19 protein-coding genes are annotated in these 22,059 nt (G+C 68.4%); 8 read left to right on the top strand and 11 right to left on the bottom strand.

All coding sequences use genetic code 11. The features are described 5' to 3' along the window. Window positions 1–34: 34 nt before the first annotated feature. Window positions 35–922: a hypothetical protein gene (locus tag BLP83_RS03360; RefSeq protein ID WP_091238802.1), complete on the top strand. Its 888-nt coding sequence runs from the start codon at window positions 35–37 to the stop codon at window positions 920–922. 247 nt (window positions 923–1,169) lie between these two features. Here BLP83_RS03360 and BLP83_RS03355 read toward each other — a convergent pair whose 3' ends face one another. Together BLP83_RS03355 and BLP83_RS03350 are read right to left on the bottom strand one after the other, a co-directional pair. Next, window positions 1,170–2,216, bottom strand: coding sequence for a methyltransferase domain-containing protein (locus BLP83_RS03355; RefSeq protein WP_091238800.1), 1,047 nt, complete (start codon window positions 2,214–2,216; stop codon window positions 1,170–1,172). Between the two features lie 228 nt (window positions 2,217–2,444). Beyond that, window positions 2,445–2,864, bottom strand: coding sequence for an Lrp/AsnC family transcriptional regulator (locus BLP83_RS03350; RefSeq protein ID WP_091238797.1), 420 nt, complete (start codon window positions 2,862–2,864; stop codon window positions 2,445–2,447). 129 nt (window positions 2,865–2,993) lie between these two features. Between BLP83_RS03350 and BLP83_RS03345 the strand changes: the two genes are divergently transcribed. Continuing rightward, a complete protein-coding gene (locus BLP83_RS03345; protein WP_091238796.1) occupies window positions 2,994–4,046 on the top strand; it encodes an ornithine cyclodeaminase in 1,053 nt (350 codons plus the stop codon). A gap of 185 nt (window positions 4,047–4,231) precedes the next feature. Here BLP83_RS03345 and serS read toward each other — a convergent pair whose 3' ends face one another. Continuing rightward, on the bottom strand, window positions 4,232–5,557 hold the full coding sequence (serS, locus tag BLP83_RS03340; protein WP_091238793.1) for a serine--tRNA ligase: 1,326 nt from the start codon (window positions 5,555–5,557) through the stop codon (window positions 4,232–4,234). Between the two features lie 366 nt (window positions 5,558–5,923). Here serS and BLP83_RS03335 point away from each other — a divergent pair, with 366 nt between their 5' ends. Both BLP83_RS03335 and BLP83_RS03330 read left to right on the top strand, forming a co-directional pair. Further along, window positions 5,924–6,790: a hypothetical protein gene (locus tag BLP83_RS03335; protein WP_091238792.1), complete on the top strand. Its 867-nt coding sequence runs from the start codon at window positions 5,924–5,926 to the stop codon at window positions 6,788–6,790. Between the two features lie 10 nt (window positions 6,791–6,800). After that, window positions 6,801–8,018 (top strand): DUF4785 domain-containing protein, encoded by a 1,218-nt coding sequence (locus BLP83_RS03330; RefSeq protein ID WP_091238789.1) that lies wholly within the window; start codon window positions 6,801–6,803, stop codon window positions 8,016–8,018. 87 nt (window positions 8,019–8,105) lie between these two features. On the opposite strand, the gene BLP83_RS03325 is transcribed toward BLP83_RS03330, so the two are convergent. Further along, window positions 8,106–8,594 (bottom strand): hypothetical protein, encoded by a 489-nt coding sequence (locus BLP83_RS03325; RefSeq protein ID WP_091238786.1) that lies wholly within the window; start codon window positions 8,592–8,594, stop codon window positions 8,106–8,108. Window positions 8,595–8,770: 176 nt separating this feature from the next. Between BLP83_RS03325 and BLP83_RS03320 the strand changes: the two genes are divergently transcribed. Continuing rightward, window positions 8,771–10,447 (top strand): AMP-binding protein, encoded by a 1,677-nt coding sequence (locus BLP83_RS03320; protein ID WP_091238783.1) that lies wholly within the window; start codon window positions 8,771–8,773, stop codon window positions 10,445–10,447. 112 nt (window positions 10,448–10,559) lie between these two features. Next, window positions 10,560–11,813, top strand: coding sequence for a serine hydrolase domain-containing protein (locus tag BLP83_RS03315; RefSeq protein ID WP_091238780.1), 1,254 nt, complete (start codon window positions 10,560–10,562; stop codon window positions 11,811–11,813). A gap of 125 nt (window positions 11,814–11,938) precedes the next feature. Here the strand turns inward: BLP83_RS03315 and BLP83_RS03310 are convergent, their stop codons facing one another. Next, a complete protein-coding gene (locus BLP83_RS03310) occupies window positions 11,939–14,464 on the bottom strand; it encodes a TonB-dependent receptor plug domain-containing protein (RefSeq protein WP_091238778.1) in 2,526 nt (841 codons plus the stop codon). A gap of 251 nt (window positions 14,465–14,715) precedes the next feature. On the opposite strand from BLP83_RS03310, the gene BLP83_RS03305 reads away from it, so the two are divergent. After that, the gene (locus BLP83_RS03305) at window positions 14,716–15,393 is read left to right on the top strand and encodes a superoxide dismutase (RefSeq protein ID WP_091238775.1); all 678 of its coding nucleotides are present in this window, start codon (window positions 14,716–14,718) and stop codon (window positions 15,391–15,393) included. An 82-nt stretch (window positions 15,394–15,475) separates the two neighbouring features. On the opposite strand, the gene BLP83_RS03300 is transcribed toward BLP83_RS03305, so the two are convergent. After that, on the bottom strand, window positions 15,476–16,228 hold the full coding sequence (locus BLP83_RS03300; RefSeq protein ID WP_091238772.1) for an SDR family NAD(P)-dependent oxidoreductase: 753 nt from the start codon (window positions 16,226–16,228) through the stop codon (window positions 15,476–15,478). A 63-nt stretch (window positions 16,229–16,291) separates the two neighbouring features. Continuing rightward, window positions 16,292–18,334: a translocation/assembly module TamB domain-containing protein gene (locus BLP83_RS03295; protein ID WP_091238769.1), complete on the bottom strand. Its 2,043-nt coding sequence runs from the start codon at window positions 18,332–18,334 to the stop codon at window positions 16,292–16,294. Window positions 18,335–18,384: 50 nt separating this feature from the next. On the opposite strand from BLP83_RS03295, the gene BLP83_RS03290 reads away from it, so the two are divergent. Further along, complete coding sequence (locus tag BLP83_RS03290; protein WP_176763990.1) at window positions 18,385–19,095, top strand: response regulator transcription factor; 711 nt, start codon at window positions 18,385–18,387, stop codon at window positions 19,093–19,095. Between the two features lie 162 nt (window positions 19,096–19,257). Here the strand turns inward: BLP83_RS03290 and recO are convergent, their stop codons facing one another. Genes recO through BLP83_RS03270 form a run of 4 tightly spaced genes read right to left on the bottom strand, consistent with a single transcriptional unit; the run spans window position 19,258 to window position 21,985 of the window. After that, window positions 19,258–19,989 carry a DNA repair protein RecO gene (gene recO, locus BLP83_RS03285; RefSeq protein ID WP_091238765.1) on the bottom strand — a complete coding sequence of 244 codons (732 nt, stop codon included), beginning with the start codon at window positions 19,987–19,989 and terminating at the stop codon, window positions 19,258–19,260. Between the two features lie 4 nt (window positions 19,990–19,993). Further along, complete coding sequence (gene era, locus BLP83_RS03280) at window positions 19,994–20,908, bottom strand: GTPase Era (protein ID WP_091238762.1); 915 nt, start codon at window positions 20,906–20,908, stop codon at window positions 19,994–19,996. Next, window positions 20,905–21,582 (bottom strand): ribonuclease III, encoded by a 678-nt coding sequence (gene rnc, locus BLP83_RS03275; protein WP_091239451.1) that lies wholly within the window; start codon window positions 21,580–21,582, stop codon window positions 20,905–20,907. The genes era and rnc overlap by 4 nt, the downstream gene beginning before the upstream one ends. A 16-nt stretch (window positions 21,583–21,598) precedes the next feature. After that, complete coding sequence (locus BLP83_RS03270; RefSeq protein ID WP_091238759.1) at window positions 21,599–21,985, bottom strand: DUF4845 domain-containing protein; 387 nt, start codon at window positions 21,983–21,985, stop codon at window positions 21,599–21,601. Window positions 21,986–22,059: the final 74 nt, after the last annotated feature.

Below are 22,059 nucleotides of genomic sequence, written 5' to 3'. Positions count from 1 at the left end.
GATCACCGCCGAGGCCACCGCCAGGAGACCTCCCATGAACACGTTTCGCACCCTCGCCAGCAGCTGTGCGCTGCTCCTCGCCGGCGCCCTCTCGACGTCCGCGCAGGCCGCCTCCAGCAACGATTACTACATCCATTTCGTCGGCAACGACTTCATCCAGTCCGACCAGGTCACGCTCAACAGCCAGTGGAACAACCCGATCGCACCCAAGGCCGGCGCCTGCGGCATCCGCCTGCTCGGTTCGGAAAACACCCAGTGGGTCGATCAGTACGGCTTCCATTTCGGCACTGCCAACATCAGCACCCAGGACCCGATCGTGATCCGCCTGCGCGACCTGCCAGGCTGCAGCGGCAGCGGCATCGACATCAGCGTGGATGGCGTTCCCGTGGCTTGGCCCAACCAGGGCTTCGAGTCGTTCTTCGTCTACCAGGCCGACAACTTCCGGTGGGTCGACAACAACGGCAATGTGATTCCGAACCCGGGCTGTGGCGCGGCCTGCCTGGGGCCCGGCCGAATCAAGGCGGCCAGCCAGAACGCCGGCTGGAACTCCGCCATCTTCGTTCTGGAGAACGCCAGCCTCGCCGGCCAGCGGGACGGTGGCTCGCCGCTGGATGCACGCAGCATCCAGAAGCAGCTGCGCCTGCTGCAGCCGTCGCTGGCACTGGCCGAACTGGAGCGGACCCTGCTCGATGCCGTCGAACTGCGTCGCCGTGAAATGGCCGGCAGCGAGGACCGCGACCTGCGCGATCGCGAAGACGTCGCTCTCACGGCCATCGCTGAATCCGCGCAGTATGCGCAGCGCTGCGAGCTGGCCTGGAGCCGCGGCAGCAGCGATGCCAGCACGCTGTGCGAGCGTGCCGCACGACTGGGCGAACAGGCGCGCGCGGCGGTCGACGTCGCGATCGATCTGCTTCCCGAGTAAGTCAGGCAAGCCACGCGGGCGCAGCCTGTCTGCGTCCGCCTCTTCTGCAGCGAGTCGCGGCGACAGGCGCCCCCTGCCTGATGCCTGGGTTCGCGGGGGGCGGCGCAACTTGGCAAGCCCGCGATCGCGTCGATGCTGGCGGCCGGCACGCGCCCCCCCCTGCAGACAGCCATAAGCCAGCGCACAGCGCATTCGAGCCCGATGGCGCGACCGCCGTGCGGTGTCCGACACCGCACGGCGGCAGGCCTCAGCAGCAGCTGCCGCCCTCGGTCGAACGCGCGGCGGCCGCGGCGGGCGCGCAGTCGAACAGGCCGAAGTGCGTGCGTTTGTCGCCGATCAGATCAAAGTGGGGCGCGTAGCGCGTCGACGCCAGCATGTCGAAGCTGTTGCCGCAGACCCGCAGCGGCCGCCCGGTTTCGAAGCGGTGATGGTCGTCGAGTTCAAACGCGTGCGGCGCCTGCGACAGGCTGCCGCGGTAGGTGGCAAGCTGACCATAGTCCTCGCAGCGGTCCTCCAGGTCGAGCTTGAAGGCGCGCACCGTGATCGACTCGAAGCGCACCATCCCCAGCCTGGCTTCGATCGCAGGATCCAGCAGCGGGATCGGCGCACGGCTGACCACACGGGCGTCCGCACAGCCCACCGCGGCCATGACGCGGCGGAAGTCCTCGACGTACAGCGCGCCGCCGAGACACTCGCCCAGCAGCACCGGATCGCCGCGCAGTGCTTCGGGAATGCGACGGTCGGCGAACACATCACTGAAGTAGAGCTCGCCGCCGGGCTTCAGCACGCGGAAGATCTCGGCGAACACGCGCGCCTTGTCCGGGGCGAGGTTCAACACGCAGTTCGAAACCACCACGTCGACGCTGGCGTCGGCGATGCCACAGGCGGCGAGGTCTTCGATATAGCCCTCGATGAAGCGCACATTGCTTCGCGCATGACCGTAGCGCTCGGCCTGCCAGGCCTGGTGACGGCGCGCGACCTCAAGCTGCTCCGAGGTCATATCGACACCGATCACCTGGCCGCCCTCGCCCACCAGCCGCGACAGCAAGTAGGCATCACGGCCGGTGCCGCAGCCGAGGTCGAGCACCGTGCAGCCCTGCAGCGCCGGCGGCAGCGGCGAACCGCAGCCGTAGAAGCGCTCGTTGATCTCGGGATGCAGATCGGCCAGCAGCGGACGCAGCCAGGCCGGCATGGCCTCGGCCGGGCAGCAGGCGCCGGTCTTCAGATCTCGGCTGGTCTGCAGCACCTTGCCGTAGTAGCGGCGCACATCAGCGTGCACGGAAGTGTCGGTCATGGGGTTTCGTCAGCCAGAAAAAGGACGGAGGAACTCTACGGCGTGAGGAGTGGATGTGGCGTCCCCTGATTGCGGGTGCGTTGATCCGAACGCGTTGCAAGGCCGGGCCCCACAAAGCCCGATCACAGCACATGCGAACAACGAGCCAGCCTCAGGCCGGATGCCTTCGAAGTTGCGATCCGGGCGGGCTGCTGCGAATCCCGAATCCCTAATCCCCAATCCCGGCTTTCAAGCCCTCCAGCTCTTCAGATGCAGGCTGGTCTCGGTGGCGCTCACCCCCGGCATCGCGCGGATGCGTTCGAGCGCGGCTGAAAGCTCGGTCAGGTCGCGCACCCGCAGTTCGGCCAGCAGGTCCCAGCGCCCATTGGTGTCATGCAGGGCCGCAACACCGGGCTCGCCGAGCAGCGCATGCACCACCTTGAGCTGGTTGCCTTCGACCGCGATCGAGGTCCAGGCCCGTACTTCCTCGCGGGCGGCATCCGGGCGCAGACGCAGGGTGTAGCCGCTGATCACGCCCTCGCGCTCCAGCCTCGCCATGCGGTTGGTGACAGTGCCCCGCGACACCTTGAGCGCCGCCGCCAACTCGGCAACGGTTGCGCGGGCATTGGCACGCAGCCGCGCGATCAACTGCTGGTCGAGTTCGTCCATCCGCGCAAATTAACACGCATCTCTGTCATATTGCCATCTATCTGGCGAAATGCTGTCGTTATTGCCGTTTCGCGCTAGCGCCCGGCTCTGGAGAATGTGGCCACATCGAATCTCGCACCGGAGCCCGCCATGACCACCCTGCTCACCACCCTCGACGTCTCCCGCCTGGTCGCCCGCCTCGGTCTGCCGCAGGTGCTGGCGCAGATGGTCGACTACCTCGAAGCCGACTTCCGCCGCTGGAACGACTTCGAGAAGTGCGCGCGTCTGGCTTCGCATTCGGAGGTGGGCGTGATCGAACTGATGCCGGTGACGGACGCCAAGGAGTACAGCTTCAAGTACGTCAACGGACATCCCAAGAACACCCGCGAAGGCCTGCCCACGGTGATGGCCTTCGGCGTGCTGGCCGACGTCGACACCGGGCGCCCGACCCTGCTCTCCGAGCTGACCCTGACCACCGCGATGCGCACCGCGGCGACCTCGGTGATGGCCGCGAAGCACCTGGCGCGCAAGGGCTCGAAGGTGATGGCCCTGATCGGCAACGGCGCGCAGAGCGAGTTCCAGGCGCTGGCCTTCCACTACTTGCTGGGGATCGAAGAGATTCGCCTGTTCGACGTCGACCCCGCTGCCACCGCCAAGCTGGTGGCCCATCTCAAGCCGGTCAGTGGCCTGCGGGTCGTTGCTTGTGCCGACACGCGCGAGGCGGTGCGCGGCGCCGATATCGTCACCACGGTCACCGCCGACAAGACCAATGCGATCATCCTGAGCGGCGACATGCTCGAGCCCGGCATGCACATCAACGGCGTGGGGGGCGACTGCCCGGGCAAGACCGAGCTGGCCGCCGACGTACTGCGGCGCGCTTCTGTCTTCGTCGAGTTCGAGCCGCAGACCCGCATCGAGGGCGACCTGCAGCAGATGCCGGCGGACTTCGGCGTCACCGAACTGTGGCGCGTGCTGAGCGGCGATGCGCAAGGCCGCCGCACCGACTCCGAGATCACCGTGTTCGATTCGGTCGGCTTTGCGCTGGAGGACTACAGCGCCCTGCGACTGCTGCGCGATCGCGCCGCCGAGCTGGGCCTGGGCGAGACCATCGGCCTGATCCCGGGGCTTGCGGACCCCAAGGATCTGTATGGGCATCTGATGGGTGAAGCGGCGGCAGTCTCGGGTGCGCGTCGGGCGGCGTGAAGCCGCTCGCCTGGCCTCGGGCGGCCAATGCCGATGGACGCTGGACGCCATCGCGCCTCGTTGAGCGGGGCGCGCGGTCCGACGAGCGCAGAGCGAATATCAGGCTCCGCGGGGCAAGGTCACGCCCTGGGGGCCTCTGAGGCTGCTTCGGATCGGACCGCGCAACGCGGCCCGATGCGCTGCACTCAGGCGATCCGGTCGACGCCACCCATGTAGCGCCTCAGCACCTCGGGCACGGTGATCGAGCCGTCGGCGTTCTGGTAGTTCTCCATCACCGCGATGAGCGCGCGACCGACCGCCACACCGGAGCCATTGAGCGTGTGCAGGGGCTCGGGCTTGCCGGTTTCGGGGTTGCGCCAGCGCGCCTGCATGCGGCGGGCCTGGAAGTCGCCGCAGTTGCTGATCGAGCTGATCTCGCGATAGGCGTTCTGCGCCGGCAGCCAGACTTCGAGGTCGTAGGTCTTGCGGGCGCCGAAGCCCATGTCGCCGGTGCACAGCAGCACCTTGCGGTAGGGCAGGCCCAGAGTCTCCAACACGATCTCGGCGTGACGCACCATCGCCTGGTGGACCTCCTCGCTTTCATGCGGGCGGGCAATGGCGACCAGCTCGACCTTCTCGAACTGGTGCTGGCGGATCATGCCGCGCACGTCGCGGCCGTAACTGCCGGCCTCGGCGCGGAAGCACATCGAGTGCGCGGTGAGCTTCATCGGCAGCTCGGCGTCCTCGACGATGCTGTCGCGGACCAGGTTGGTCAGCGGCACTTCCGAGGTCGGGATCAGGTAGCGCGGGTGCTCGCCCACCGCGGTCTTGAACAGGTCCTCCTCGAACTTCGGCAGCTGGCCGGTACCCTGCAGGGTGTCGGCGTTGACCAGCAGCGGCACATTGCATTCCAGATAACCGTGCTGGCCGGTGTGCAGGTCAAGCATGTACTGGGCCAGCGCGCGGTGCAGGCGGGCGAGTTCGCCGCGCAGCACGGTGAAGCGCGCGCCCGAGAGCTTGGCGGCGATGTCGCCGTCCAGCCATCCCTTGTGGGCGCCCAGCTCGACGTGGTCCTTGACCGTGAAGTCAAAGGCACGCGGCGTACCCCAGCGGTGCTGCTCGACGTTGTCGGCCTCGCCGCCGCCCAGCGGCACGTCCTCGCCCGGCAGGTTGGGCACGCCCAGGCTGATCATGTCGATCGACAGGCGGATCTGCTCCAGGCGCTGCTCGCTGGTCGTGAGCTCCTCGGCGAAGGAGGCGACCTCACGCTTGAGCTCTTCGACCTTGGCCTTGCCCGACTCGGCCTGCGCGACATCGCTGGCGCCGAGACGCGCGATCTGCCCCATCAGCGCGCCGATCTCCTTCGACTTCGAGTTGCGCAGGCTCTGCAGCTCCTGCGTGCGCGTCTGAATCTGCTTGCGCTCGGCCTCCAGGGCCTGCAGGCGCTCGACGTCGAGCTCAAAGCCGCGGGTGCTCTTCAGGCGCTCGGCGGTGTCGAGCAGGTGGGCGCGCAGCAGCTGGGGGTCGAGCATGGGAAATCCCGCGAGTGAGGCAGAGGAAAGACCGCCGATTATCCGCGCCGGCCGCGGTTTATCGCAACGCGACATGAGAACGACAGCGAGGCCGCTGGCGACCGCCCACTGGAGGCAGCCGTCCAGCAGGCCCGGGGCCCCACCTGCATCCGCTCGGGCACGACGCCTGCGGAGGCCATGGCCCAAGCCCCTCTCGAAGATTCGCCGGGCGCGCCATCTGGGATCGCATCGCAACATGACATGTCCGCCCTGACGCGTATGCTCGGCCGTACTTCGGCGTAGGGAGCGCCGGAGCCATCGGGCGGCGCAGCGCAGGGAGGCCAGGGACGGAGCGCGGTCGACCGCCCTCATTCGGGGAGACACAAAGTGATTGCACGATTCGCTGGCCGGCTGCTTGCCGGCTTTGCGCTGAGCGCGGCTGCGCTCTGCGCCCACGCCAATACCGGCGTGGCCTTCGTCCACGGCACCGGCAACCAGACCAATGCGCTGGCCGACTACTGGACTTCGGACATGGTCAACTCGGTGCGGCAGGGCTTGCCCAACAGCGCCAACTACACCGTCATCAACTGCGAGTTCGAACGCTATATGTGGGACAGCCGGGCGGCGGGCTGCCTCGCGGGCCAACTCACCAGCTTCATCAATGCGCGCGGCATCACCGACCTCGTGGTGATCACCCACTCGAACGGTGGCAACGTGATGCGCTGGATCCTGTCGAATCCGACCTACGACAGCCGCTACCCCAACATCATCAGCAGGATCCGCTGGGTCAACGCGCTGGCGCCCTCGTCGGCGGGCACGCCGCTGGCCAATGCGGTCACCGCGGGCAACGTGTTCGAGCTGGCGCTGGGCTGGCTGCTGGGCTACGCCTCGGATGCGGTGAAGATGCAGCAGACCCACTGGATGGCCCAGTACAACGCGCAGAACCTCTATGGCACCGCAGGACGCCCGGCCCTGCCCAAGGGCTTCTGGTCGGTGACCGGCAGCAACGTGCGCTCGGCGATCTGGACCGGCAACAGCTACTGCGGCGGCTACCAGTACCAGTTGGGCCTGACCGTCACCCAGGCCTGGCTCAACAGCTGCTCGGACGGTTTCCTCGAGTGCAGCAGCCAGCAGGCGGCCGGCAGGCGCTGGTTCACCGACACCCAGGCCATGGAGAACGGCTACTACCTGAGCCATCACCAGAGCCGCCGCCAGTGCTTCGGCCTGGACGTCATCCTGCGCAACGACCTGTGAGGCCCCTGCCATGCGAACCCTGAAAATCACCGCCCTGGCGGCCGCCCTTGCCTTCGCCTGCAGCGCGCAGGCGCAGACCTTCGAACTGCAGCGCAGCGCCGGCGACCTGGTGCCGCAGACCCTGTCCGTCGCAAAAGCGGCCGCGGTGGGCGCCAGCGAGCCCCAGCCGCTGCACTTCGCCTGGGCCCTGGAGGCCGACGCCAAACTGACGCCCGCCGAGCCCTATCGCGCCGACAGCCGCGAGTTCTGGACCCTGCTCGACGCCAGCCAGGTCAAGGCCGGCTGGGGCTTCACCCCGACCGCGGACGGCGCGCTGGTGCGCATCAGCCTGCAGGGCGCCAGCAAGGCGGGCGCGTTGTCCAGCGGCGACCTGCAGCTGCGGGTCGATGGCGAGCCGCGCGAGGCCGCCGCCGTCATCCAGCACCAGGCCAGCGACGTCGAGCTGAAGGCCACCGGTGCGCAGTTCAGCGAGGGCACCCTGGTGTTCCAGCTCGCCGACGGCCTGGCGGGGCGGCGCATCGAGGTCGCCCTGCCCAAAGCCCGTGGCGGCGCCCTGCTGCACGTCCTCGAACCCAAGAGCACGCTCAGCATGCAGCTGTCGGCGGACCGCGTGCTGGCGGCGGCCGGCTCCGAGATCCGGCTCGACGCGGGCTTCCTCGACGCCGGCAAAGCGCTTGCCGCGGACCGCATCGCCGGCCTCATCACCGCGCCGGATGGCCGCAGCTTCGATCTGGAATTCAGCATCGACAAGACTGGACGGGCGAGCGCCCGCTTCGTACTGCCCGCCGATGCCGGCGGCGGCCTCGAGCCCTGGGAGGTCCACGCCTTCGGCGCGACCGGCAAGGGCCGGGTGCTGCGCGATGCCCGCACCGCGGTGATGGTCGGCGTGCCCAGCGCGCGCCTTGTGGGCAGCGTCGATGTCGAGCAGGACAAGGGCGCACTGCGCTTCGTACTGCCGGTGGAGACCGCTGCCGCCGGGCGCTTCGAGGTGCGCGGCACCCTGTTCGGCACCGACGCTGACGGCCAGCTGCGGCCGATGGCGATCGCCCACGCCGCCGACCTGCTGCCCGCAGGCCAGGGGCGACTGGAACTGCGCTTCCCGGCCGATGTGCGCAATCCCAAGCTGGGAGCGCCCTACGCGCTGCGCGACCTGAGCCTGTCGGACCAGACCCGACTCAGCCTGAACGAGCAGCGGCAGGAAGCGCTGCGACTCGCCGTACTGCCCTGAAGCAGCAACGCTCCGCGTGGCCGCCGCACTCGCTGCGGCGGCCACGCGACAAGTGACGCGGTCGATCCGGGTCTGCGCCGCTGCGCTTCAGTCCCAGTGAGCCGAGATCAGCCGCCAGTCACTGCCGTGATCGCGCCATGCGGTTTCCACCTGCCAGACCCGCGCCGACTGCGGCAGCAGCGCGCCCTGCCCGCCCGTCGCCACCGCGGTGAAGCGCACCGCGGCGCGTCCCTCGAACAGCTCGATCTCGGCAGGGCCGAGGGTGAGGCCGAGGCTCTGGTGCCTCAGCACCATCGCTCTCAGCAGGTTGCGCGCGCCCTCGCGGTCGAGGCTGCCGCTGCCGATGAAGTCCTCGTCGACATAGCCCATCGCCACGCGCACCTCGCGTGCCTCGATCGCCGACTGCAGCCCCGCCATGGCCTCGTGCAGGCGCTGCTCCGCCGGTGCGCGACTGCAGGCGGCGACGAGCAGGGGCAGGAACAGCACAGCGAGGAGCCAGCGCACCGGCATCACCGAGACCCTGCGCCGCAGCGCCTTCCCAGCCACGGCCATGTGGTTCTTCCTCACCTTCTGCATACGCTCTCCTGCGCAGGTTTTTCCGTGGATTGCGGACTCTGCGAGCCGCCTTGCCTGCCCCGAGGGCCTATGCTCCAATCCGGGCAAACATACCGCGCGGCACGGTGCCAGCACAGCCGTCCGCGCGCCGAATCGAGAACCGCACCCGACGAGGTGCGACAGGGAGGAAGTACCGAATGAGCGCAACGCGCCCGTGGCTGGCCCAGTACCCGAAGGGCGTCCCCGCCGAGATCGACCTGGAGCAGTACCGCAACATCGTGTCGGTGCTGGAGGACAGCTGCGACAGATACCGCAGCCGCCCCGCCTTCGAGAACATGGGCAAGACGATCAGCTATGACGAACTCGACCGTCTGAGCTACCAGTTCGCCTGCCATCTGCTGCTGGACCTGAAGCTCAAGAAGGGCGATCGCGTCGCCATCATGATGCCCAACCTGCTGCAGTATCCGGTGGCGATCTTCGGCGTGCTGCGCGCGGGGCTGACGGTGGTCAACACCAACCCGCTTTACACGGCGCGCGAGCTCAAGCACCAGTTGAACGACTCCGGCGCGGTGGCCATCGTGGTCGTGGAGAACTTCGCCAACGTGGTGCAGGAGGTCGTCAAGGAGACCCAGGTCAAGCACGTCTTCACCACGGCCGTGGGCGACATGCTGGGTTTCCCCAAGCGGCAGATCGTCAACTTCGTGCTGAAGTACCTGCGCAAGGCCGTGCCGGACTACAGCCTGCCGGGTGCGGTGAGCTTCGTCGACGCGGTCAATGCCGGCGCGGGGAAGAAGCTGCCGAATATCGACATCGCGCCCTCCGACATCGCCTTCCTGCAGTACACCGGTGGCACCACGGGCGTGTCCAAGGGCGCCATGCTGACCCACCGCAACCTGGTGGCGAACATGCAGCAGTCCTCGGCCTGGCTGGGCACCAACGTCAAGCTGGGTGAGGAAGAGATCATCACCGCGCTGCCGCTCTACCACATCTTCGCTCTGACGGCGAACTGTCTGGTCTTCATCAAGTTCGGCGGTCTGAACCACCTGATCACGAACCCGCGTGACATGCCGGGCTTCGTCAAGACGCTTTCGGGCATCCGCTTCACCGCGATCACTGGCGTCAACACCCTGTTCAACGGACTGCTGAATACGCCGGGCTTCGACAAACTCGACTTCTCGCGTCTGCACCTGACCCTGGGCGGCGGCATGGCCGTGCAGCGTGCGGTGGCCGAGCGCTGGAAGAAGGTCACCGGCGTGCCGCTGATCGAGGCCTATGGCCTCACCGAAACCTCGCCCGCCGCCTGCATCAACCCGATGGACCTGAAGGACTTCAACGGCGCGATCGGCCTGCCGGTGCCGAGCACCGAAGCCTCGGTGCAGGACGAGAACGGCCAGATCCTGCCGATTGGCGAAGTCGGCGAACTGTGCATCCGCGGCCCGCAGGTGATGGCCGGCTACTGGAACCGCCCGGAGGAGACCGCCAAGGTGCTGAGCGCCGACGGCTGGCTCAAGACCGGCGACATGGCGAGGATGGACCCGAACGGCTACTGCTACATCGTCGACCGCAAGAAGGACATGATCCTGGTCTCGGGCTTCAACGTGTACCCCAACGAAATCGAGGATGTGATCGCCACCCACCCGGGCGTGCTCGAAGTAGCGGCTGTCGGCGTGCCGGACGAGAAGTCGGGCGAAGCGGTCAAGGTGGTCATCGTCAAGAAAGACCCGAACCTCACCGCCGACGACATCAGGCACCACTGCCGCCATGAGCTGACGGGCTACAAGCAGCCGCGCTACATCGAATTCCGCACCGAGCTGCCAAAGACCAATGTCGGCAAAATCCTGCGCCGAGAGCTTCGCGACAGCGCCGCGGCCTGAGTTGGGCGGCGCGGCTCGCTCCGAGCCTGCGAACCATGGATTTGCACGGGCGCGTCAACCCTGACGCGCCCGCTGCGTTTCTGGAGGTCGGACTCCCTCCGCGACTCGATCCATGCACATCGCCCAACTGACGCCCGAAACTCCCCCCGCCGAAATCCCGCCTGCCCTGCCCACAGCGCTCCAATCGGCGCGAGGACAAGGAAGACCGGGGGGCGCTCTCCGCCGCCGTGCGGCCGCTGCTGCACTGTGGACGTGCGCTGGCCTTCTATGGGCAACGCTGCCAAGCGCGCAGGCACAGCAGGGGCCAGGCTGCGACTTCGGACCCAGCCTGCAGCGCTTCGAGGCCCTGCGCCAACGCGAGGCGCTGCCCGGCGCAGCCCTCCTGCTGGGCTCGCGTCAGGGCCTGCTGCTGGAGCACTACGCCGGCAGCTACAGCGCGCAGACCGTGGTGGCCATCGCCTCGGCCAGCAAACTGCTGGGAGCCGTGCGCATCCTGCAGCTGGCAGACCGCGGCATCCTCGATCTGGATGCCCCGATCGGTCCGCTGCTGCCGGAGTTCAGTGGCGACAAGGCGGACATGACGCTGGACCAGCTGTTCTCGCACACCTCGGGCTACGGCAATGACTCGGCCGCGCCCGAGATCACAGACCGCAGCATCAGCCTGGCCGAGGCCGTGCTGCAGATCGCCTGCTGCCGTGACTTCCCGGCGGGCTACAGCGTGGGCGGACAGTTCGCCTACGGCGGTGTGTCGATGCACATCGGCGGCCGCGCGGCCGAAGTCGCGACTGGCCAGGACTGGCAGCAAGGCTGGCAGCAGGCCCTGGGCGCGCCACTCGGCATCAGCAGCATCGACTGGCAGGCCTTCGGGCCAACCACCAACTACATGGTCGCGGGCGGCGCCCGCTCAAACCTGCGCGACTACGGCGCGGTGCTGCATCTGCTGACCAACGAAGGCGTGGCCAGCTCGGGCGCTCGCCTGCTCTCGCGCGACAGCGTGTTCGAGCTGTGGCGCGATCGCATCACCGATCTCCCCGTGATCGATCCGCCGCCCACCGCCGAGCCGCCCGTCCGCTACGGACTCGGCAGCTGGTTCATCCCGCAGCGGCCGGCCGGCCGAGCACCGCTGATCCACAGCCTCGGCGCCTTCGGCTTCATGCCCTGGATCGACTTCGAGGCCGGCCTGTTCGGCGTGTTCATGGTGCGCGGCGCGCCCGGCATCAATACCCGCCTCATGTCTGACTACGAGGCGCTGTTCGTCGAGCTCCGAGCGGCGGCAGAAGCGTCGGGCTGCCGCGAGTTCGAGCGCTTCGACAGTGTGTTCGCGGATGACCTGGAAGGTCAGGGGCGGCCAACGCTTCCGGAATGATCGTGAGGGCCGAGTGCGGGCCCGCGAAACGTCTCGCCCGCCGCCGTTCCATCGAGGCGCCGCCAGGAACGCAGAGAGGCCGCCCGCAGGCGGCCTCTCGTTCGTCGCCAACCGATCCGAAGGGATCAGAAGTCGTAGCTCACCCGCGCATACAGCAGGCGCCCGCTGCGGCCGAAGGGCGAATAGTTCGAGTAGGGCGTGTTGCCGGTGGTGTTGAGATTGATGGTGAAGGCGTCCGGATACTCGTCGGTGAGGTTCTCCGCACCCACCGCCACCCGCCACTGGTCGCCGAAGTCGACGCGGGCTTCCAGATCGAGCAGCACCTTGGGACTCAGCACGAAGTCGTTGGCCGCGGTCGTGCCCGGCGCCAGCACCTCACCGTAACGCGTCGCCCGGAACGTGGCACCGAAGCGGTCGAAGGTCCAGTCGACATTCGCGGCGTACTTGTCCTTGGGCGTGCCGCGCTCGAAGGTCAGCACGTTGACGCGATCAAACAGCACCGGCGGCGGCGTCAGCGAGGATAGCTGCGAGGTGCGCGGCACGCGCGTCACCTTGGTTTCGTTGTAGTTGCCCAGCAGGGTGAAGTCGAAGCGGCCAGCCGCTTCGGTTTCGAGCGGCCAGTTCAGCACCACGTCCACGCCCTGGGTTTCGGTGTCGACCCCGTTGATGAAGAAGCGGGCGCCCGCGACTCCGACAAAACCGCGCTGCCGCAGGTAATCCCGCACAGCAAGGTCTGCGGCCGATGGCGGTGTCCGACTGGCGCCGAGATTCTCGGACAGCACGATTCGGTCTTCGATGTCGATACGGTAAGCATCGACCGTGAGCGAGACGCTGCCAAGGTTGAACACGGCACCCAGCGAGAAGTTGACCGATTCCTCGGCCTCGAGCGGCTGCGCGCCCAAGGCCCGCGCTTCAGGCGCATCCACCGGGAAGGTGGTGATGTCGAAGGGCACGCCGTTGACAAAATTGGTCGAGGTCGCGGTGAAGTACTGCTGCTGCACGCTAGGGGCACGGAAGCCGGTCTGCGCCGAGCCGCGCAGGGCGAAAGCCGCGCTGAAGTCGTAGCGCAGGGCCAGCTTGCCGGTGCTGTTGAAGCCGAAGTCGGAGTAGTTCTCAAGGCGCACCGCCGCCGAACCCAACAGCTTCTCGGTGAGGTTGGCCTCGAGATCGAGATAGACGCCGACGGCCTGGCGATCCTCGTCGACCTCGTTGGAGGGCCGGAAACCGGGAAAGACCTGTGCGCCAGGTGCGCTGGGCGAACCGTTCGGCAGAAGCGCGCCGCCGTTGCGGTAGGAATCGGACTCACCCGCGAAAATCGAATAGCTCTCGCGGCGGGCCTCGGCGCCGATCGCGATGTTCAGCGGCGAGCTGAAGGCGGCGACATCGGCCGTGCGCACGCCGGAGAGATTCAACACGAGCTGGTCATAGTCGAAGCCGCCGGCGTTGAACGAGGTCTTGCTCGACGGCCCCAGCGAACGGTTCAAGGTGTTGTTGATGGTGAAGGCCATCTCGTTGCGGCCCCAGCCCAGCGAAGCATCGAGATCCCACTCACCGCTGTTCCACTGGTAGCCGAGCGCGAAGCTGTAATCGTCGACGCTGGGCGAGATGATCGGCAGGAACCCGTCGGGGTAGATCTGGATGACGTTGCGATCATCGAGCGCACGACGGAAGAAGCCCGCCGAGTCGGCTTCGCGGCCCTGGTAGCTGGCCCAGGCATAGAGCTTTGCGCCGCTGGACAGGTTCACGCCGGCGTTGCCGAACAGGGTGAGCTGTTCGAGCTCGGGCTCGCCGTACCAGGCGTTGAAGCGATCGATGCTGGCCTCGCGCGGGTCGAATTGGCCGTTGACCATCGGGTACTGCTGGCGATGGTCGTAGCCGCCGCGCTCGGTGCGCTGCTGATCCTTGTATTCGGCGGAGACGGTGACGTAGCCATCCTCGCCAAGCCCAAACCCCTTCCAGCCGGAGACGGTGACGGTATCGCCGTCGGTGCGGTCGCGGGTGATGGTGGAGGGCGTGGGCCAGTTGGCATTGGCCGGACCTGGCGTCACCGGCGTGGTGTAGCTGGTCTCACGCACGCCGTAGGACACGCTGGCGTTGCCGCCTTCACTGGCCTCGCGCAGAAGCACGTTGATGACGCCGGAGATCGCGTCCGAGCCGTACTGTGCGGACGCACCGTCGCGCAGCACCTCGATGCCCTGCACGGCCGCGGTGGGAATGGTGTTCAGATCGACCGCGGCAGCGCCGCGCCCCACCGAGCCGTTGACGTTGACCAGCGCGGCCGAGTGGCGGCGCTTGGAGTTGACCAGCACCAGGCTCTGGTCGGGCGAGAGGCCGCGCAGGGTGGCCGGACGCACGGTGTCGGTGCCATCGGTAAGCCCAGGTCGCGGAAAGTTGAACGAAGGCAGGGTCACCGACAGGGCCTGGTTGAGTTCGGGCGAGCCGGTGCGCTCCAGTTGGGCGACATCGACGACATCCAGCGGCACCGCGGTATCGGTGGCCGAGCGTCCTGCGACGCGGGTACCGGTGACGACCACCTGATCGAGTTCGCGCGCCTCCTGCTGTGCGCTGCCCGACTGCGCAAGGGCGGGCATGGGCGCCGCCAGCACGAGGGCGATGGTGAGGGCGAGCGTCGACGGCTTCGGAGTGGACATGGGCGCGGATCTCCTGCGGCGTGGGTAGTGCGGGTGGCGCCACGGCAGGACGCACCGCGGACCGTTGGCTTAACGCTTCCCCAACGCTAGACCCCTTCCTCGCCATACGTCAATGCACTTACGGTCGATGCAGCGCAAGTCTCACGTGGCCTGCACAAACGTCTGATGGCCGCGTACTCGAACGAGGCATTCCGTCTGCACGCGGGGCCCGCTACTCTCGCGCGCCGTGTCCATGTTTCCGGAGACCGCCTGTGGTTGCCTCCCTGCGTTTCAGCCTGAGCGCCCTTCTCCTCGCCTGCAGCAGTACCGCCCTGGCCCAGCCTTTCAGCCTGCCTGCCCTGCCCTATGCGGAGGACGCACTGGAGCCGCACATCGACGCGGCGACCCTGCGCATCCATCACGGCCGCCATCACCAGATCTATGTCAACAACCTCAGTGCCGCCGTCGCCCAGGACCCCCGCCTCGAAGGCATGACGATCGAGCAGATCCTGCGCGGCGTTTCCGAATACAGCATGGCCATCCGCAACAACGGCGGCGGCCACTACAACCACAGCCTGTTCTGGAGCCTGCTCGCCCCCGCGGGTGACGGCGGCGAACCCAGCCCCGAGCTGCTGGAGGCGATCAATGCGCAGTTCGGATCGCTGGACAGCTTCAAGCGCGAGTTCGAAAACACCGCGCTGTCGGTGTTCGGCTCTGGCTGGGCCTGGCTGATCCGCACCGACGATGGCGCGCTTGCCATCACCTCCACGCCCAACCAGGACAACCCGCTGATGGACGTGGCCAGCCCCAATGGCGAACCGCTGCTGGCGATCGACGTGTGGGAGCACGCCTACTACCTGAGGTACCAGAACGTGCGCGCCGACTACGTGCGCGGCTGGTGGCCGATCGTCAACTGGAAGGAAGTCAACCGCCGCTTCGCCGGCGGCTGAAGCCGGGCCGACGTGGCGGGCGTGGAACGATCGTTGAAGACGCGTTTCCCCGCCGCCGCGCACAGCGCGCCGGCGGCACCATTCAATCGCGCACGTCGGCCACAGCTTGGGCGCCGAAGCGCGCCGAGAGAAGCACCTCGATCACCTTGGCCGCGGCCCGCTCTGGCGTATCGAGCGCTCCACTCGCATGGAAGCTCTCGAACACGGGTCGCGCCGCGAAAGCCTGCGGATCGGCACCGCGCAACTGCACCTGCATGCCGGTGTCGATGATGCCCGGCGCCAGCGCGCAGACCCGCGCCGGATTGGCGGAATCGGCCTGCTCCTCGGCCAGTGTCCGGCTGAAGTGGTCGAGCCCGGCCTTGATCGCACAGTAGGTCGCCACCCCGGCCAGAGGCCGTCGACCGAGCCCCGATGAGATGTTCAGAATGCGTCTCTCCACGGGCCAGTCCGCGCTGGCGCGCAGCACCGCGCGACTGAGCAACAGGGGCGCCTCAAGCCCGACCCGGAGCGCGCAGACGATGTCGTCCTCGGGCTGAGCTTCGAACGCCCCCGGCGTCTCCAGCACCGCGGCATTGTTGACCAGCAACAGATGGCTGCTCCCCTGCGGGCCGCGTGCCTGCAGCCAGTCTTCGACCCGCGCTGCCACCGGTCGGGCCTCGGCGAGATCGACCCGCCACTGCTCCAGGCGGCGCCCGGCCCCGTCGCCCTCGCGCTGCAGGGCTGGGTCGAAGCCGCGCGACAGGCAGAGCAAGTCCGCGCCACGGGCCAGCAGGCCACGTGCCAGCGCCGCGCCGAGCCCGCGGCTGGCCCCGGTGAGGATGCAGAGCAGGTTCATGGAGGTCTCCTCGGTGTGTATCGCTCGGAGCACGGTGCCGACGTTCCGGCCTCGCGCCCGGGTTCAATGGATCGTGGGCGCCTGGCCCTCGGTGACCGCACGCAGACGCTCGACCAGCACCGGCCAGTCGACCTCGCGCTGCATGCCGTTGACGCTGATCCGCGGCAGGCCCGAGCCCTCGACCAGGGTGTAGCCGCGCGCTGTACGCGCCAGCCCGTCCATCTGGCAGACGTGGTTGCGCAAGCGGCAGGCGATGCCGATGCGGGCGTAGGGGAAAGTCTCGAAGGCGCGCATCACGCCTTGCTGCAGGGCAGCCGCCGGGCCCATGCCGCCCACCGAGGACAGGTCGCGCACCGCGCGCTGGCTGATCCGGCGCGGCCCCTTGGCCTTCTCATCGGTGGCAAAGCGCGCATCGAAGGCCACCGGCGCCCAGTCGATCAGGCGCAGGCCGCGGATGTAGCCGTCCATGCGCCCGGTGATCTCGCCAAAGCCGAAAGCGGCGGTCAGCGGCTGCAGGTCGAGGCTTCGCAGTTCGACGTCGGCCGCCAGCGTGGGCGCCACGCCGAAGGGGCGCTCCAGCGCCAGCCCGGCGATCTCGATGTCACCGTCGAACACGCGCATGCGCAGCGTACCGTCCATGGCCAGCACTCCCGCGCCGTAATGCACGCCGGGAATATCGCCGGAGAGCTCGCCTTCGAAGGGCGGCCAGCCCAGCTGCGCCGACAGCTGGCGCAGGTCGATGCCACGCACCGAAGCCGCGGCGGCGAAGCGATCTTCACTGCCCGCCTCGGCCGCGCTGTTCCAGCGCAAAGCCTGCAGCTGCAGCCCGCCGCCCAACACGCCGAGTTCCAGTGGACGCTGCAGCCGCCATTCGCCGTCGCTGCTGGCCCAGTCCAACACCGCCGGCGCGAAGGATGCACCGAAAAGCTGCAGGCGCTCGATCCGCAGCTGGTCGCTGCGCGCGCTGGCGCCGCGGGTGAAGCCGAGGCCACCCGACACGCCTTCCAGCAGGAAGCGGGACTGGCCGTCACGCAAGGCCAGGTCATCCGCCTCGACGCCGAGGGATTCGATGCGCCCGGCCTTGAGATCCAGCGCCAGCTCGAGCGAGCCGTCCGCCTGCAGGCCAGGCAGACCGGCCGTGGCCAACAGCGTTTCGAGGTAGCGCGGCAGCAGCACGCCGGCCCGCGGGCTGAGTGCCTTCAGCGAAGCATCGAGCAGCGGCACCGCCGCGCCGAAGTCCAATTCGGCGCGCGCGTCCAGCTGCAGGGCCTCGCGATCGTTCCAGCGCAGCGTCTGCAGCGACCAGCGCGCGTCTTTGCCCTGCAAGCTGAGCGCAAGCTGCACAGGCTGCGCCGGCAGGCTGGCGTAGAGCGGCCCGGCCAGCACCTCGCCACCGCTCAGAGCAAGTTCGAGCCCGAGTTCGGTGCGCTCGGCAAGCGTGAGCGCAAGCCGCCCGCGCATCTGCAGGTCGGCAGCGGCCAGCCGGCCATCCTCGGTGTCGAAGCCCAAGCCCTCGGCCTGCAGCTCACCTTCGATGCGCGGCGCAGCGCCGGCAAGATCGAGCGCAAGCTCGGCACCGAGCCTTCCCGCGGTCAGGCCGGCCTGTGGCCACAGAGCGGCCAGCATGGGCTGCAGCCAGGCCGCCGGCAGGTGTTCCGCCGTAAGCCCGATCGGATTGCCCTCGGCGGGCAGGCTCGCCTGCAGCCGGGTGCGACCGCGCACCAGAGCGAGCTGCAGCGCCCCGCGATCGATCTCCAGCGCCAGTTCGCCAGCGGCCGCATCATCGCTGGTCAACGGCCCCGCACAGCGCCAGACCCCGACATCGCGGGGGCGCAGCTCGCAGCGCCAGTCGAGCGCTGCGAAGCGGTAGCCCAGGGGTGCGAACGCCAGCGTCTCCGCCTGCAGGCGCAGCTGCAGACCGCCGCCCGGCGCGTTGGGTGAGCGCAGGGCGAGGAGTACGCCGCGCGCACTCAATCCATCCTGCTGAACCGCCTCGGCGCGCACCACCAGCTCGCGAGCCGTCGCTGGCGGGCAGAACAAGGCCAGGCCCACGAGCAGGCCGAAACGCCGCACGAAGGCCTTGAGCCGGGAAGTCGATCTGAGCATGCTCGGCAGGATAGCGGATGCCTCCACGAGCCGACGAAGATACCGCCGCGATGCGATCCCCTGCCCTGCGCCTACTGCTGCTGGAGGACGACCCGGTCGGCGCCGAGTGGCTGCGACATCTGCTGGCCGGCTGGGGTTACGCAGTCCAGCACGCGGCCGATTGCCGGCAGGCGCTGGCGCTTGTCGAAGCCTGCGACTTCGACGGCCTGCTGCTGGACCAGCGCCTGCCCGACGGCAGCGGCGCGACCCTGCTGGCAGAGCTGCGGGCACGCGGTCTGCGCGCGCCGGCGCTGGCGTTGAGCGCGGATGACGCGGCGACCAGGTGGCCGGACGCCGCAGCCGCTGACTTCGTCGCGCGTCTGCGCAAGCCCATCGCCGCCGACGCCCTCTTGTGCAGCCTGCGCGCGCTGGGCCTGGCGCCGCCCGTCTGGGACGCAGAGCGCGCGCTGGCGGCAGCCAACGGCCATGCCACGATCGCAGGCTCGCTGCGCCGGCTGATGCTGGCCGAACTACCCGCGCAACGCGCTTCGCTCAAGGACGCAGCGTCGGCACAACCACCTGACGTGGCGACACTGGATGCACTGCTGCACAAGCTGCTCGGCGCGGCCCGCCTGACCGGCGCAGCGGCCTTGGCGGCCCAGATCGAATGCGCGCGCAGCCTCCTCGCGGATCCACACGCCAGCGCGCGGGGAGTGGCGGCGCTGGAGCCGCTCGATGCCGAAATCGAGCGCTTGCTCCGCGAGTCCGGCGTCACGGGCTGAGGACGGGGTCCGCCGGCGACTGGCGCGCAGAGCCGGAGGCACCGATCAAGGCGATGCCTTGGCGATCACACACCACGCTTCGGGCTGAGGCTTGGATGTGTTCGAACACGCAGCGGTGACCGTCGTCGAATCCCGTTCACGCAAGAAGACGTCGATGCGCGCTCAGCTACGCAGGGCCTCGAACTCGGCCAGCAGGCCCCAGCTGCGCAGGCTGCGTCCGTGCAGATGGCGCTTCAGTTCCTCGCGCAGCAGGCGGCGCAGCGGCGGCAGCAGAGCTTCAGGCGGCGCCTCGTCGCCGCGCAGCGCGAGCAGCGCGGCGCCCGCAATCCCTGCCTGCTCGGCAATACCGAGACGCAGCGCGCCGGCCTCGCCCAGCCAGCGGTAGCGCGCTGCAGGCTCGATCGGCTGGCCGGCGTGGTCGGCCTCCAGCGGCAGCTCGAAGCCGATCGCCATGAGCAGATCGCGCTCGAAGCAGCGCAGCGGCCACGCCAGATCGCCCGCCGCCAGCTGTGAGAGCAGCAGCGCATAGCGAGCGAACAAGGCGGGATGGGCCTCGCCACGGTTCAGGAGTTGCACCAGCAACTCATTGGCGTAGAAGCCTGCCATCAGCGCATCGCCGAGCAGGCGTGGCGAAGGCCCCGCGGGCTCGGCGTCGACCAGCTGCGGCAGCTCGCCGCGGCCTTGCCAGCACAGGATCAGCGGCGAAAAGGGCTGCAGCAGGGCCGCGCGCCCCCCGCCCTTGCCGCCCTTGGCGCCGCGCGCCAACAGGCCCATGCGGCCGTGGCCGGCGCTGAACACTTCCAGCAGCTGGCTGGTCTCGCGGAACGGTCGGGCATGCAGCACGTAGGCGGGCTCGCCTTCGACACGCGGGCCGGGGCTGCCGCTGCGCGACACGCGATTACTCGGTGTAGCCGAAGCGCTGCAGGACCTGCTCGTCGTCGCTCCAGCCCTCGCGGACCTTGCACCACAGCTGCAGGAAGACCTTGCGGTCGAGCAGTCGCTCCATGGCAATGCGCGCGTCCATGCCGATCTGCCGCAGCTGCTCGCCGCCGGCGCCGATCACGATGGCCTTCTGGCCGTCACGCTCGACCCAGATCACCGCAGCAATCCGTGCCATCCGCCCGTCTTCTTCCCAGTTCTCGATCTCGACGCTGGTGGCGTAGGGAAGCTCATCGCCCAGCTTGCGCATCAGCTGCTCGCGGATCAGCTCGGCGCAGAGGAAGCGTTCGCTGCGGTCGGTGACCTGGTCTTCCTCGAACAGCGGCTCGCCCTCGGGCAGGTGCTTCAGCAGCACCTTCTGCAGCACCTCCAGGCCCTTGCGCTTCTGCGCCGACAGCGGGACCACCTCGATGAAATCGTGGTCCTTCATGACCTGCTGGATGAAGGGCAGCAGCGCGCCCTTGTCCTTCAGCTTGTCGACCTTGTTGATCACCAGCACGCGCGGCACACCCGCCTCGACCAGGGCCTTGTAGGCACGCTCGTCGTCCTCGCGCCAGGCGCCGGCTTCGACGACCAGCACGCCGATCTGCACCTCGGACAGCGCACCGCGGGCGGCGCGGTTCATGTAGCGGTTGATCGCGCGCGGCTCCTTGCCGTGCAGGCCAGGCGTATCGACGTAGACGATCTGCCCGCCCTCGAAGGTGCTGATGCCGAGGATGCGGTGGCGCGTGGTCTGCGGGCGGCGCGAAACGATGCTGACGCGAAAGCCCACGAGCGAGTTGATGAGGGTGGACTTGCCGACGTTCGGGCGGCCGACCACGGCCACGTGGCCGACGCGGAAACCGCCGGCGGCGGCGCTGTCAGGGGTGTTCATGCGGATTCCTTGGTGGATGCGGCAAGCAGGGCGGCCAGCACCTCGGCGGCGGCCTGCTGTTCGGCTTCGCGGCGCGCACCGGCGGTGGCGCGGGCTTCGATATCGTGGCTGTCGACGCGGCAAAGGACTTCGAACTGCTTGTCGTGGTCGTCACCGCGCGCTTCGATCAAACGGTACTCGGGCAGGCCCAGCTGGCGCGCCTGCAGCCATTCCTGCAGCCGGGTTTTCGGATCCTTCTCCGCCTTCAAGCCCGGCGGCAGGGCCGTGATCAGCGGCTCGAACAGGGCCAGCACCCGCGCCCGGCAGACCTCGAAACCCGCATCGAGATGGATGGCGCCGATGATCGCCTCGACCGCATCGGCAAGGATCGACTCGCGCCGGAAGCCACCGCTCTTCAGTTCACCCTGGCCGAGGATCAGGCGATCGCCCAGCTGATGGCGGCGTGCCAGTTCGGCCAACTGTGGCTCGCGCACCAGCTGCGAGCGCGCGCGGGTGAGCGCGCCTTCGTCGGCCTTGGGGAAACGGTGGAACAGGGCCTCGGCGACCACCACGCTGAGCAGGGCGTCGCCGAGAAACTCGAAGCGCTCGTTGTTGCGGCCGCCGGCGCTGCGATGGGTCAGCGCCTGCTGCAGCAGGGCCGGGTCGGCGAAGGCATGGCCCAGCGCCGAACTCATGATGCGCGGCACTGGATCAATCGACGGCACCCTGCCGCGACAGCTCGACCGTCTTGTCGAACTTGGCGACGAAGTCGATGTTGTAGGCCATGGGACGGCGCACCTCGTACTTGATGTTGAGGTTGTAGCCGTTGCCCGAGCGGGTGATCTTGACGTGATTCGGCTTCACCGACTCAACATAGGAAATGTAGAAGCGGTTGTTGAGCAGGCTGCGGATCTTTTCCGGGGTCTGCGTGGCGATGCCGGGCTCGGCCTGCAGACCCTTCATGGCGGAGACCACCGAGTAGTACTCGGAATAGACCGGGAACAGACGCATCGCCAGGAAGGCGAAGAAGCCGACCACGGCCAGCACCACGATGAAGCCCAGGAGGGTGATGCCGCGCTGACGGGTGCCGAGTTTCATGGGTTGCCTCTTCGAAGGAATGCGGAGCGAATGCGCGCCAATGGTCGCCAAGCGCGCGATGGGGCGCAAGCGGG

Origin of the sequence: Aquimonas voraii (genome assembly GCF_900101825.1) — a bacterium.
In the GTDB taxonomy this organism is placed as follows: Bacteria; Pseudomonadota; Gammaproteobacteria; order Xanthomonadales; family Xanthomonadaceae; genus Aquimonas; species Aquimonas voraii.
The sequence above is the reverse complement of the archived record's forward strand: the minus strand, read 5'-3'. Positions and strand labels throughout refer to the sequence as shown.